General features: G+C 44.2%; 11 protein-coding genes. 8 read left to right on the top strand and 3 right to left on the bottom strand.

Annotation, left to right across the window (positions count from 1 at the left end; genetic code table 11):
* Positions 1-15 precede the first annotated feature (15 nt).
* Positions 16-1,857: a glutamine--fructose-6-phosphate aminotransferase gene (gene glmS / locus ACYVAA_RS12080; RefSeq protein ID WP_460541964.1), complete on the top strand. Its 1,842-nt coding sequence runs from the start codon at positions 16-18 to the stop codon at positions 1,855-1,857.
* 60 nt (positions 1,858-1,917) lie between these two features.
* On the opposite strand, the gene ACYVAA_RS12085 is transcribed toward glmS, so the two are convergent.
* The gene (locus ACYVAA_RS12085; protein WP_460541966.1) at positions 1,918-4,245 is read right to left on the bottom strand and encodes a T9SS type A sorting domain-containing protein; all 2,328 of its coding nucleotides are present in this window, start codon (positions 4,243-4,245) and stop codon (positions 1,918-1,920) included.
* 48 nt (positions 4,246-4,293) lie between these two features.
* Here ACYVAA_RS12085 and ACYVAA_RS12090 point away from each other — a divergent pair, with 48 nt between their 5' ends.
* Genes ACYVAA_RS12090 through ACYVAA_RS12105 form a run of 4 tightly spaced genes read left to right on the top strand, consistent with a single transcriptional unit; the run spans position 4,294 to position 8,655 of the window.
* Positions 4,294-5,481, top strand: coding sequence for an Lnb N-terminal periplasmic domain-containing protein (locus ACYVAA_RS12090; RefSeq protein WP_460541986.1), 1,188 nt, complete (start codon positions 4,294-4,296; stop codon positions 5,479-5,481).
* A 49-nt stretch (positions 5,482-5,530) separates the two neighbouring features.
* A complete protein-coding gene (gene uvrB / locus ACYVAA_RS12095; RefSeq protein WP_460541968.1) occupies positions 5,531-7,570 on the top strand; it encodes an excinuclease ABC subunit UvrB in 2,040 nt (679 codons plus the stop codon).
* Complete coding sequence (locus ACYVAA_RS12100; protein WP_460541970.1) at positions 7,567-8,004, top strand: hypothetical protein; 438 nt, start codon at positions 7,567-7,569, stop codon at positions 8,002-8,004. Before uvrB ends, ACYVAA_RS12100 begins: the two co-directional genes overlap by 4 nt.
* A gap of 12 nt (positions 8,005-8,016) precedes the next feature.
* Positions 8,017-8,655 carry an AlbA family DNA-binding domain-containing protein gene (locus ACYVAA_RS12105; protein WP_460541972.1) on the top strand — a complete coding sequence of 213 codons (639 nt, stop codon included), beginning with the start codon at positions 8,017-8,019 and terminating at the stop codon, positions 8,653-8,655.
* Positions 8,656-8,864: 209 nt separating this feature from the next.
* Here ACYVAA_RS12105 and ACYVAA_RS12110 read toward each other — a convergent pair whose 3' ends face one another.
* Positions 8,865-9,374, bottom strand: coding sequence for a regulatory protein RecX (locus tag ACYVAA_RS12110; RefSeq protein WP_460541974.1), 510 nt, complete (start codon positions 9,372-9,374; stop codon positions 8,865-8,867).
* A 97-nt stretch (positions 9,375-9,471) separates the two neighbouring features.
* On the opposite strand from ACYVAA_RS12110, the gene tpiA reads away from it, so the two are divergent.
* A complete protein-coding gene (tpiA, locus tag ACYVAA_RS12115) occupies positions 9,472-10,230 on the top strand; it encodes a triose-phosphate isomerase family protein (protein WP_460541976.1) in 759 nt (252 codons plus the stop codon).
* Positions 10,231-10,308: 78 nt separating this feature from the next.
* Positions 10,309-11,139, top strand: a complete 831-nt coding sequence (prmA, locus tag ACYVAA_RS12120) for a 50S ribosomal protein L11 methyltransferase (RefSeq protein WP_460541978.1) — start codon at positions 10,309-10,311, stop codon at positions 11,137-11,139.
* 198 nt (positions 11,140-11,337) lie between these two features.
* Here the strand turns inward: prmA and ACYVAA_RS12125 are convergent, their stop codons facing one another.
* Entirely contained in the window at positions 11,338-11,661 is a 324-nt protein-coding gene (locus tag ACYVAA_RS12125) for a Rieske (2Fe-2S) protein (RefSeq protein WP_460541980.1), read from the bottom strand.
* A 464-nt stretch (positions 11,662-12,125) separates the two neighbouring features.
* On the opposite strand from ACYVAA_RS12125, the gene ACYVAA_RS12130 reads away from it, so the two are divergent.
* A complete protein-coding gene (locus tag ACYVAA_RS12130) occupies positions 12,126-12,689 on the top strand; it encodes a TetR/AcrR family transcriptional regulator (protein WP_460541982.1) in 564 nt (187 codons plus the stop codon).
* The last annotated feature ends 75 nt before the right edge of the window (positions 12,690-12,764 follow it).

Below are 12,764 nucleotides of genomic sequence, written 5' to 3' on the forward strand. Positions count from 1 at the left end.
AATAAATAAATTTTTATGTGTGGAATTGTAGCGTATGTCGGTAAGCAGGAAGCTCTGCCTATCGTCATCAAAGGCCTGAAACGCCTCGAATACAGAGGCTATGACAGTGCCGGCGTGGCCTTATTGAATGAAGCCGGACTCAATGTTTACAAGAAAAAGGGAAAGGTGTCCGAGCTGGAAGAAGCCATCAGGAACCGTCCCGACCTCCATTCTCACATCGGTATAGGACATACTCGATGGGCAACCCATGGAGAGCCGAACGATGTGAATGCGCATCCGCATTATTCATCATCGGAGAATTTTGCTATGATCCACAATGGCATCATAGAGAACTATGATGTTCTGAAAACCGATTTGATCAACAAAGGATACACTTTCCATAGTGAGACCGACTCGGAAGTCTTCATCAATTTTATTGAGGACATTTATCAGAACAATAATTGCAGCATTGAGGAGGCAGTAAGGCTTGCTCTGCATAAGATAGTAGGTGCTTATGCCATAGTGCTGATGCACAAGGATCAGCCTGATACCTTGATTGCAGCCAGAAAAGGTTCCCCTCTGGTGATCGGAGTAGGAGAAGATGAGTTTTTCTTAGCTTCAGATGCCACTCCAATCATCGAATATACCAACCAAGTGGTTTATTTGGACGATTATGAGATTGCGGTGATCCGTGACGCCAAGCTCCAGATCAAGACCATTGAAAACGTTGAGACCCATCCCTATATCAACCAATTGGATTTAGAGCTTGAAGCCATTGAAAAGGGAGGTTTTGATCATTTCATGTTGAAGGAGATCAACGAGCAGCCTCGATCAATAGCGGACTGTATGCGCGGAAGGCTTGATGCCAGGGCCGGAAGACTCGTCTTGGGAGGTCTGCAGGACTATATGAACAAGTTCCAAAATGCAGATAGGATCATCATTACCGCTTGCGGAACCAGTTGGCATGCAGGATTGGTGGCCGAATATCTCTTTGAAGAATTTGCCAGGATTCCGGTGGAAGTGGAATACGCCTCGGAATTCAGGTACAGGAATCCTGTTGTCAACAGCAAGGACTTTGTCATTGCCATTTCTCAATCTGGAGAAACAGCAGATACATTGGCAGCAATTGAGCTGGCCAAAGAAAGAGGTGCTACCATTTTTGGAGTATGTAACGTTGTGGGGTCTTCTATCGCACGGGCTACCCATGCGGGGTCATATACCCACGCAGGGCCGGAAATAGGTGTGGCTTCTACTAAGGCATTTACCGCCCAGATTTCAGTACTTTCCATGATGGCCCTGATGCTGGGGTATCAAAGGGGGACTTTGCCTGAGAGCAAATACATCCAACTGCTCAGTGAGCTGGAAGCCATTCCTGCCAAAGTAGAAAAAGCGCTAAAGCTAAATGAGCAAATCGAAAAAATAGCAGCCCAGTATAAAGATGCAAGAAACTTCCTATACTTGGGAAGAGGATATAATTTCCCGGTAGCCCTGGAAGGAGCGCTTAAACTGAAAGAGATTTCTTATATCCATGCCGAAGGCTATCCTGCAGCAGAAATGAAGCACGGACCGATTGCTTTGATTGATGAAGAAATGCCGGTAGTGTTTATAGCCACCCAGGACAGTTCCTACGAAAAAGTCGTAAGCAATATCCAAGAGGTTAAAGCCAGAAAAGGAAAAATCATAGCTGTGGTAACCGAAGGAGACCAGACTGTAAAGAAAATGGCCGATCACGTTATAGAAATTCCAAAGGTTCACGAAGCATTTGTGCCATTGATCTCTGTGATCCCCTTGCAGCAGCTCTCTTACCATATTGCTGTGATGCGCGGTTGTAATGTGGATCAGCCAAGAAACTTGGCCAAATCCGTTACCGTGGAGTAATAAGCGGCAAAAATAGTTAACTAACAAAGCCCTGACTCGAAAAGTCAGGGCTTTGTTTTTCTACTGCTTTATCCATTTCGTGTAAGCAATGGATTCATCAGATTGGATGCTGATGAGGTAGATGCCGGGGCAAAGCTTTTTAAGGTGGCGTTGAAGTTCTTCATGTGTAACTGAAAAGTTTCCTGATTTTTCATAGATGATACTTCCCTGTGAATTTCTTATACTCAACTGTGTTCTATTTGGATCAAAGGACGATGGGATGGAAAGTCTTATAGGCCCTTGATGGTGAGGGTTTGGTGAGATCAGCAGCTTTTCTTGGATTAACTGTTTTTTTACCAGCTGGAATACAGGCGAATGGTGTTCGTTTTGAAAGTTATCCACACCGGATAATTGATAATAAACAGGGCCATCGATGTGATTAAGACGATCACGCAGGATATACGAGTTTCCTGCAGTTGTTCGCGTTTCCTTCTTTTCTGCCTTAACTTCCGTAACAAGTTCAAAGTTATCCACATTGGTATGGGACCTATAAATACGATAAAGCAGGATATTGCTTTCATCAGAAATTGTCCAGTGAATCCAATTGGAGCTTCCTTTCTGGTATGCCCCATGATCCAGCCATAGAACAGGGAGTACACTTACTTGCCTACTACTTCCAATCGTAAAATTATTGGTGTTTATTTCACTAAGGGTAATGGCTCGTTTGGCCCAGTAATGACCGCCGGCGGATTCGGCCGATAAATGACTTCCTTCGGCCGCTGTTCCTTCCGCAACTATCCTTAAGTCATCCAAGTTATCCACAATTAGGTCATCTGCGGCTATACCAAGCGTCAAATTGCTATTGTCCGATGATAGATTCGAAAAGGTGAAGTAGCTGTTAAGCTGATGCATAATGGGTTCTCCGTCCTTGTCGTTATAACCAGGGTCGTGGTCTACCCCTGCTACCTGTTGATAAGTAATGGAAAGGTCTGACCCAGAGCTGTTTTGTGTTCCTGTTAGTTGTACTGTTCTCACTCCTCCTTCATACTTATCCACAAACGGGAAACTTGCGTTGCCACTGCTCAAGGTAGCTGGAATATTAGAGTAATGGATCGTCTTTAAGTTGCTCCAGTTTCCCTCAGTATAAGTATAGGCCCCCGTTTCCGACGTGTTTATAAACAAATCCTGATCTGAAAAATCTATACCTCCTTTGATCATGGAGAAGTTTTTATCGATGGTAAGGTCATTGTCCACAAACACGGTTCCATTGGACTTGTCCACATCCAGGTGCGAAATTTCAAATGAAAACCCAATGATGGACTGATCTGATGAGCCTTGTATGCTGCAGTAGGTATTGTTATCCACAATTGAACCAAGTCCATTTTGAGTGAGGTTGCCTGTAAGATATAGGGTGTCTGGCAAATTCTTCTGCCCACTTCCTTCAAATAACAAATGGTGATAGTACTGAGGGCTTTCAGCTTCTGACATGGCGGAGCTGATAAAATTTTGGTTTCCGGAATTAGAGGCATAAGTGACCGTTCCAGCCAATTCGACCACGACGGCATTGATTTCTGGGTCATTTGCATTGAGGACCAAACTGCCGCCTTCCTTAAGGTCAAAGAGGGCCGCCGGGATCATTCCGCTGGCTGAGCGGAGAACGATATCTTCTGAACAGTGGGTTTCCAAGGTGGCGCCATTTTCTATTATAAAGTCACCGTAGGGACCGGAAACGGCAGGGTCTGTATTGAATGAGAACGTGGCACAGTCTATTCCGGGGTTTCCTTCTTGGATTACCTTTCCTGAAAGGAGCTCGAATTTGCTGGCTTTTATGGATTCTTGGACGGTAAATTCTTCACCTAAATCCGCATCAAACACTACGCAGTACCTGCTCCTTGTAGAGAAAGCACTCCAAGCACCAAGAGGAACGATTACTCTGCTAGCCCCTTTAAAAGCCAGTTTGCTATCAAGACTGCTTCCTATCCAGTCGATAGTGTTCCAAGCCCCATTAGGTGTTCCGGGAGCCGGTCCGCTGTAGGCATTTAAACTACCGTAAAGGCTTAATTGAAAATCATTGATGTCCAACTTTTCGCCGGTACCGGCTTCGGCATTCAGGAAGAGTGATCGGATGGCTTCGTTTTGGGTGAGGGTAACTTCATCTCCATATTCAATATACACATCATTGTCTGTAGAGGGCTTTGCGACGGCTGATGTCCAAGTAATACCGTTATACACTTCCCAAATGGAAACCTGATCAAAGTCTCCACTGGATATGGTCCTATACGCTCCCGTGATCTGACTTAAAGCTTGCTTGGATAATATCAGGGCCGCAATGAAAATTACGAATATTATCTTGTAAATTCGTTTTGGATTGTATCCATCAAAAATATCAGGTAACAATGAAAAAGTCATATTCAAAAAGTTTACTGGATATATAATTTACTAACATATCTCTTAATGATGAAGAAAATCGCCTTACTTTTTTTGCTCATTGTGTTGAATTTAAACCTGTTATCTGCTCAATCATATAGGGTCAGTCTTTTGACCTGTGATCCGGGAGATGAGCTGTACAGCATTTTTGGCCATAGTGCCGTCAGGGTGGTAGACCTAAACAGTGGTAGAGATCTGGTCTTTAACTATGGAACTTTCGATTTTGACACCCCCAACTTTTACCTCAAGTTTGCCAATGGAAAACTCGATTACATGCTTAGCGTAAGCACCTATGATCAGTTTATTGAGCACTATACCTATCTCGAAAGAGCCGTTCGGGAGCAGGTGCTTGACCTCAATGAGCAACAGGCTGCCAAGGCCGTTGAGTTTCTGCAAATCAACTATCAGCCCGATAACCGATACTATCGCTATGATTTCTTTTATGATAATTGTGCTACTCGGATCAGGGATATGATGGAAATTGTTTTGGGGGATCAACTGGAATGGAAGGATCCTCTGGAGACAGAAGATAAAACGTTCAGAAATTTGATTGATGAATATGTTTACCCACTTCCTTGGGGAGATCTAGGGATCGACCTCGCTTTGGGAAGCGTCATCGATGTAGATGCGACAGAAAGAGAAAAGCAGTTTCTTCCCGATTATATGGAAGCGGCATTTGCAAGGGCAGAAATTGTCGGGGATGGTCCTTCAAGACCCTTGGTAAAAAGCCAGACCACGGTTTTGGACCTGCCTCCAGTGGATATCAGTTGGAGCCTGATAAACCCTTATTTCTTGTTTTGGGGAGTGGCCATTCTTTTTATTACCATCACCTATTTTGGCTTTAAGAGGAAAAAACTTTACCTGGGACTGGATCAGGCATTGTTTGGGATACTTTCTTTGGTGGGAATCATTGTCGTTTTGCTTTGGTTCTTTACCGAACATACGACAACCAAGTTCAACTGGAACCTGCTTTGGGCTTTCCCTTTGCATGGGATCTTGGTTTTTGGATTGGCCCAGAAGACGCCACCGGAATGGCTGAAGAAGTACCTGTTGTTTGCCCTGATTTTGGCAGATGCTGCCATAGTGTTTTGGATTTTGGGGTGGCAGTCTTTCCATCCAAGTGTACTTCCGCTTATTTTGGTAGTGATTTTGAGGACCAATTATTTGTATTATAATTTGGAGAGATTAAAGTCCCATAGGAGAAATGTTCCCGTTTAAAAACTTTTCTCCTGCCCCAGGATGTTAGTAAAGGATATCGAAAAAAAATATGGATTTCAAAATCATTTCCGATTACAGTCCCACCGGCGACCAGCCCGAAGCGATTAAAAACCTATCTGAAGGAGTTCAAAGTGGAGATCCTTCCCAAGTGCTTTTGGGGGTAACCGGTTCAGGGAAGACCTTTACGGTAGCCAATGTCATTGAAGAAGTCCAAAAGCCTACTTTAGTGCTTTGCCATAACAAGACCTTGGCTGCCCAATTGTATGGGGAATTCAAACAGTTTTTCCCTGAAAATGCCGTGGAATATTTTATATCCTATTACGATTACTATCAGCCGGAAGCGTTTATTCCCACTAGTGGCGTGTACATTGAAAAGGACCTTTCCATCAATGAGGAGATCGAAAAACTCCGCCTCAGTGCCACTTCTTCCCTGTTGTCCGGTAGGCGTGATGTGATCGTGGTGGCTTCCGTTTCCTGTATTTATGGTATAGGTAATCCGGAGGAGTTTGGAAAAAACGTGGTTAGACTTCAGGAGGGAGACCGTATTCCAAGAAACCAGTTGCTCTTCCAGTTGGTGGATATCCTATACAGTCGGGCCAATGCAGATTTTAAGCACGGAACCTTCAGGGTCAAGGGAGACACGGTGGACATCTTTGTTGCCTATGCTGATTTTGCCTACAGAATTTATTTTTGGGGGGATGAAATAGAGGCGATTCAACGGGTGGATCCTGCTACCGGAAAAAAGATATCCACAGAAAAGCTTATCACGATCTTTCCAGCCAACCTTTTTGTGACGGGAAGAGATGTGATTGATGTGGCCATTAAGGAGATTCAGGATGATCTGGTGGCGCAACTTTCCTTTTTTGAAAAGGATCTAAGGTTGGAGGAGGCCAACAGGTTAAAGGAAAGGACGGAGTTTGACCTGGAAATGATCAGGGAACTCGGCTATTGTTCCGGTGTGGAAAACTACTCCCGTTATTTTGACAGGAGGGCAGCTGGGGCCAGGCCTTTCTGTCTGTTGGATTATTTCCCGGATGATTTTCTGATGGTGATTGACGAAAGCCATGTGACCGTTCCCCAAATCCGAGCGATGTGGGGAGGTGACCGCTCCCGAAAAGTCAATTTGGTGGACTATGGATTTCGGCTTCCTTCGGCGCTGGACAACCGGCCATTGAAATTTGATGAGTTTGAATCCTTGACCAACCAGATCATCTATGTAAGTGCTACTCCCGCGGATTATGAGCTCAACCAAACCGATGGTGTGGTGGTCGAGCAGATTATCCGGCCCACAGGTCTATTGGATCCGTTGATAGAAGTAAGACCAAGTGGCAATCAAATTGATGATTTGTTGGAGGAGATAGACCAGACCATCAAAAGCGGGGACAGGGTTTTGGTTACCACCCTGACCAAAAGAATGGCCGAGGAACTCAATAAATTCCTCGAAAGGGCGGGTATCAAATGCCGCTATATCCATTCGGAAGTCAAGTCTCTGGACCGTGTGGAAATCCTGAGGGAATTGAGGCTGGGGATTTTCGATGTGTTGGTGGGCGTGAACCTGCTCAGGGAAGGGCTGGATTTACCGGAAGTATCTTTGGTGGCCATTTTGGATGCCGACAAGGAAGGCTTTTTAAGAAATGAACGGAGCTTGGTACAGACCATTGGTCGGGCGGCCCGAAATGAAAACGGAAGGGTGATCATGTACGCCGATCGGGTAACTGAATCCATGAAAAGGGCCATAGATGAGACTAAAAGGAGAAGGGCGATCCAAATGGCCTATAATGAAGAGCATGGAATCACTCCTAAAACCGTCCTTAAATCCAAAGAAAAAATCATGGGCCAGACCAAAGTGGCCGACAGTAAGAAAAATGCCAAGTTCTATGATGATCACTTTACCGAGGAGAATGCCTATGCAGCGGATCCGGTGGTACAATATTTGAGCAAGGAGAAGCTAGAAAAACTGATCCCACAAACCCAGAAGCAGATGGAAAAAGCCGCCAAGGAACTTAACTTTATGGAGGCGGCCAGACTGCGTGACGAATGGCAGGGATTGCAAAAACGATTGGAAGAGCTCAAAAGAATGGATGGATGAAAAACAAACTAATATTACTGGCTTTCCCCTTACTTTTATTGGCCGCAAAGAAGACCGAGGCCCAGCAGGCAGAAGGAAGCTATATGATTTCAAGTGCCTTTGACTTGGCCAGAACTGATGCCCCTGGCGTGATCAGAAGGTATCAACTCGGGTTGGAGGCCAACTATTTCCACTGGTATTTTTTGTCCTTTTCCGGTGGGTATGAATTCAACTATAACCGGCCTAATCACGTTACATTGGGAGCGAGGTACTATCCCTTGGAACCGGTTTTCATTAGGATGAGGGGCTTGGTGGGAAAAGACAGTGACCTGGCTTTTGGGGCAGGATACACCTATAATTTATCCTACCGATTCCGTTTGGAGGGTATGGTGGATTATTATGCAGTGACCAATGTGGCTGGTTTGCGGGCTGGAATCAGCTTTTTGATCAACTAAAAGGACATTAAAATGACACTTCAGGAAGTGGCCAGACTTGCCCAGCAGGGCGAGGGTTTACATATTGAATTCAAAAAAAAGGTGTCACACCCTGAGAAAATCGTCCGGGAAGTCATTGCGCTGTCCAACACTGATGGAGGTTATCTTTTTATCGGCGTGGACGATGACAAAACCGTCAGCGGTCAGCGCTATGTGGAAGAGGATGTCTACGTGCTCAACAAAGCCATCAAGGAAATGATCCGCCCTTTGGTCCAGTTTGAGCATTGGATTATTCCCATTACGGAAAAAAAAGGAGTAGCGGTTTATCATTTTGAAAAAAGCCCCAGGAGACCGCACTATCTTTACGAACAGGGCAGAAAAAGGTCCTTTGTTCGGGTGGAAGACCGCACGGTACAGGCCAGTCGGGAGGTATGGGAGATTCTTCGAAGGGGAAAACAGGAAAAGGATATCATTTTTAATTATGGCGAAAAAGAAACCAAGCTGATGCAGGCCTTGAAAGAAAACGAATCCATTACCTTAAAAGAGTATTCCAAGATCGCCCGATTGCCAAGGTTCATCGCTTCCAAAACCCTGGTCAGGCTGGTGCTGGCCAATGTACTGCAGGTAATTCCACAGGAACAGGAGGATTTGTTTAAGCTCAAGCAGGTTTAGGGGATTGGTTATTGGGGAATTGGTTATTAGGATAATGGCAGAATGGATTAAGGAGTTTGCCATTCCAGCCTCAAAAAAAATAGACCCTATTGTGCTTGTTCTTATCCGAAGTCCTCTTTTTCCGGTTTTTTGAAGATACTTTATCAGTTATGCCAGTATCTGCGTTTATCTGTGCGATCAGCGGGAAACAAAAAGGGATTTTTAGGCATTCACTCCCCTACTTTTAACTCTTCCAATGCCGCCAAAACCAAGTCATTTTCGAAGCCTCTACCCAACATAAAACGGTGCACCTTTGCTTTTTTCTTGAATAAATCCGCTTCTTTGGTGGATGCCCATTTCTTTTCTGCCAGTTCCATCACAGTGTCCCAATAGTTGTCCGGATCGATTTCCTTCATTCCCTCTTTGATGCAGTTGGCGCTGATCCGATGCTGCTTGAGTCCCTGTAAAATCTTATTTTTTCCCCATTTTTTAAGGTGAAACTTTCCCCGTACATAGGAAACGGCAAAGCGCTCTTCATTAAGAAAGTTTTGGGTGATCATTTCCGAGATCAGCTCTTCCACTTCGTCCTGGAACAGGCCATAACTGTACAACTTGTCCCTCACCTCTTGCTGGCTCCGCTCCTGATAGGCACAAAAAGCTGCGATCTTCACCTTGGCCTGTGAAGGTGTAAGCGTTTTTTTCTTAGGCTCGTGGGAATATTCTTTTCTTGGGAAGGACATTTTATGTAATTTTAGCATCGAAATATCTTTTCAGCTTTGAATTCATTACCTGAAAGGACTTTTCACATCAAATATATTAAACCTAACCTAAATTATCATGCGCAAAAAAATCGTCGCCGGTAACTGGAAAATGAACGGAACTCAGGAAGAGGGCCAAAAGCTGACTTCTGAGATTGTAAATATGGTCAAAGATGAGCGAATCAATGACGTAACTGTTGTACTGAACCCTCCTTTTGTCCATGCTTCCAATGTGAAAAAACTGATCGGGGGTGTGGAAAACATCTTCCTCGGCGGACAAAACTGCTCAGACAAGGAATCTGGAGCTTATACCGGTGAAACTTCTGCTAAAATCTTAGCTTCTTTCGGTGCTTCTTTTGTCATCCTGGGCCATAGCGAGCGCAGAGAATACTTTAATGAATCAAATGAAGAGCTTACTGAAAAAGTAAAGCTGGCCTTGGCCAATGGACTTACCCCCATCTTCTGCTGTGGAGAGCCTTTGGAAATCAGGGAAGCCGGTACTCATGAGGAATACGTTAAGGAGCAGTTGACAGCCAGCCTTTTCGGCTTAAGCGAGGAGGATTTCTCCAAGTTGGTCATTGCTTATGAGCCGATCTGGGCGATCGGTACGGGCAAAACTGCTACTTCAGAGCAGGCTCAGGACATGCATGCAGCCATCAGATCCCATTTGGCCTCCAAGTATGGCCAGGCAGCGGAAAATACTTCCATCCTTTATGGCGGTAGCTGCAAGCCTGACAATGCCAAGGAAATCTTCGGCAAGCCTGATGTGGACGGTGGATTGATCGGCGGTGCTTCGCTTAAATCAAGAGACTTTGTAGACATCATCAAGTCATTCTAAGACATTCCGAACTCCTGCCGCAGGGCGGGAGTTCTTCCTTCCCCTTTTACAGCATCCTTATTTATTTTTCCCCGAGCCATGGAATACCTGGAGTTTAAAATTAACTGTAACCAAGAATTTACCGAAATCCTAATCGCCGAATTGGCCGAAGTAGGCTTTGATTCCTTTTTGGAGACCGATGAAGGATTGGAAGCTTATATTCAGGAAGATCTTTTTGACCGGGGGGCATATCGTGAAGTTATTGACCGCTACCAAGAGGTGGCCAATATTTCCGTTTCCGAGGGCAAAATGCCCAAGGTCAACTGGAATGAAGAGTGGGAAAAGCATTATGATCCGATTTCCATTGGTACAGAAGTCTATGTGCGGGCTTCCTTCCATGCTCCCAGAGAAGAGGTAAAATACGATATCCTGATCAACCCAAAGATGTCCTTTGGTACAGGGCACCATGCCACCACTTACCTGATGCTTTCCCATCAGCTGGAGACTCCCCATGAGGGCAAAAGCATGATTGACATTGGTTCTGGTACAGGGATTTTGGCCATCATGGCCCATAAATTAGGGGCTTCCCATGTCGAGGCTTTTGATATTGACAACTGGTGTGTGGAAAACGGTAACGAGAACTTTGAGCTCAACGGAATGGGTCAGGTCAAGATGGGGCTCGGCACCATCCGGGAGGTCAATCCAAGCGGACCATTTGATATTGTGATGGCCAACATCAACAAAAACGTGCTGATGGACGAAATGGAAGTTTACGTTTCCCTGATGAAGCCGGATGCCAAGCTTTTCCTCAGCGGATTTTATGAGCAGGATGTCCCAGACCTCCAATACATGGCTGAATCTTTGGGGCTAAGGTTAAAAGGCCAAAAAGCCAAGGATAACTGGGCCGCCATCGTATTTGAAAAAGCGTAATTTGCGCCCCCTTTTCTCTGAGCTTAAACTGCAGGGATAATTCCATATTATCATACCTAACAAAAGTCAAGGTTTATCCGAAAAAGCCAACTATAATTTAATAACCTCTGTGTTCACCGTGCCCTCCGTGGTTAACAATCCGAACAAACACTCTGTGGCCTCTGTGAGACCTTGGAGCACTTTGTGGTTAACCTTAAATCAAAGCTCAATTTCCAAGCCATCATCCGTTAAATTGGTTTTGTACACCTCTAAATCTCCGCAGCTTCCCCCCGAGACCAGTTGGCCGCTGTGAAGATCAAAGCGATAGGAGTGCAGGGGACAGATGATTTCCCCAAAGCGATTGATATGTCCGTCTTTCAAAAAGGCTCCCCTATGCGGGCAGAGCTGTTCGAAGGCAAAAATATTTTCCCCTGACCTGACCACACATACTTTTTTGGCGCCAAGCTGGGTGACGCGGATATTGCCTTCTGGCAGCATGGACTTGACCTCCTCCTTTGATTTTCCCAATGTGAATTTTCGCATGGCCTCCAAGATAAGGGATTTTGGCTGAATCAATAAAGAAGACGAAGCTTTGTTAACCACAGAGGGCACAAAGTTTCTTTTGTAGCATCTCAGCGAACTCCGTGTTCTTCGAGGTAAAGCTTTATAACCACAGAGGCCACAAAGAGCTCAGAGGTGGTTGAGCTTCTGTGTAGGAAAAGCTTTTTCCGCCAGTTGCACAAAGCCACGGCGCAGAGTCAAGAGGAAGCACATAGACCACAAAGTTTTTTTGTAGCATCTCAGTGAACTCCGTGTCCTTCGTGGTAAAGCTTTTAAACCGCAGAGGACGCAAAGTGCGCAGAGGTGGTTAAGCTTTTGTGAAGGAAAGGTTGTCCGCCAGTTGCACCTTTCCGGATCAATTTCAACGTAATAGTCTGAAAAATAAAGATTAAAATATTTTTTATTACTAACCGATTGGTTAGTTTTGTGGTGTGATCAAAAATTGAATGCCAAGAACAAAGAAATATAACGAGGAAGAAGTAATCGAAAAAGCGATGAATTTATTCTGGCGAAATGGTTACGAAACAACTTCTATGCAAATGCTTGAGAAAGAAATGGGAATTAATAAATTTTCTATCTATTCAAGTTTTGGTAGTAAAAATGGTGTATTTCTTGAAAGTCTAAAGTGTTACAAGCAAAAGCTAAACAAGCTTTTAAACAAATTAAAGGCTTCTGAAAACGGCATTTTAGGGATTAAGCAATATTTTTATGATTTTATCGACTTTACAAAGGAAACAGAATTCGGTAAAGGCTGTTTAGTTACTAACACGGCCAATGAAATCGGAGAAGACGCAGACCAGCAGATAAAAGAATCTTTAGCCAACTTTACCAATGAAGTAAAACAAATATTTGCTAATATTTTAAAACAAGATAAAACCAAAACCAATACGGCTATTGAACAACAAGCGGATTTTCTAATTATTTCTATGTTCGGCCTATCTTCTGCTACACGAATATTTAATAAGAAACAACTTGAAAATTACATTGAAAACATATTTATAAACAAATGACATTTTTTTTAGTTTAAATCTAAACGATTGTTTAGTTATTAAATAAAGAATTATGAGAAAAGTATTATTTATCAC

The sequence above is a fragment of the Echinicola sediminis genome (assembly GCF_054777495.1).

Bases quoted from the DNA above. Each gene is read 5' to 3' on its own strand.
- uvrB (WP_460541968.1), top strand. From the start codon at position 5,531: ATGGATTTCAAAATCATTTCCGATTACAGTCCCACCGGCGACCAGCCC.
- ACYVAA_RS12100 (WP_460541970.1), top strand. From the start codon at position 7,567: ATGAAAAACAAACTAATATTACTGGCTTTCCCCTTACTTTTATTGGCC.
- ACYVAA_RS12085 (WP_460541966.1), bottom strand. From the start codon at position 4,245: ATGACTTTTTCATTGTTACCTGATATTTTTGATGGATACAATCCAAAA.
- ACYVAA_RS12105 (WP_460541972.1), top strand. From the start codon at position 8,017: ATGACACTTCAGGAAGTGGCCAGACTTGCCCAGCAGGGCGAGGGTTTA.
- ACYVAA_RS12110 (WP_460541974.1), bottom strand. From the start codon at position 9,374: ATGTCCTTCCCAAGAAAAGAATATTCCCACGAGCCTAAGAAAAAAACG.
- ACYVAA_RS12125 (WP_460541980.1), bottom strand. From the start codon at position 11,661: ATGCGAAAATTCACATTGGGAAAATCAAAGGAGGAGGTCAAGTCCATG.
- ACYVAA_RS12130 (WP_460541982.1), top strand. From the start codon at position 12,126: ATGCCAAGAACAAAGAAATATAACGAGGAAGAAGTAATCGAAAAAGCG.
- ACYVAA_RS12090 (WP_460541986.1), top strand. From the start codon at position 4,294: ATGAAGAAAATCGCCTTACTTTTTTTGCTCATTGTGTTGAATTTAAAC.
- glmS (WP_460541964.1), top strand. From the start codon at position 16: ATGTGTGGAATTGTAGCGTATGTCGGTAAGCAGGAAGCTCTGCCTATC.
- tpiA (WP_460541976.1), top strand. From the start codon at position 9,472: ATGCGCAAAAAAATCGTCGCCGGTAACTGGAAAATGAACGGAACTCAG.
- prmA (WP_460541978.1), top strand. From the start codon at position 10,309: ATGGAATACCTGGAGTTTAAAATTAACTGTAACCAAGAATTTACCGAA.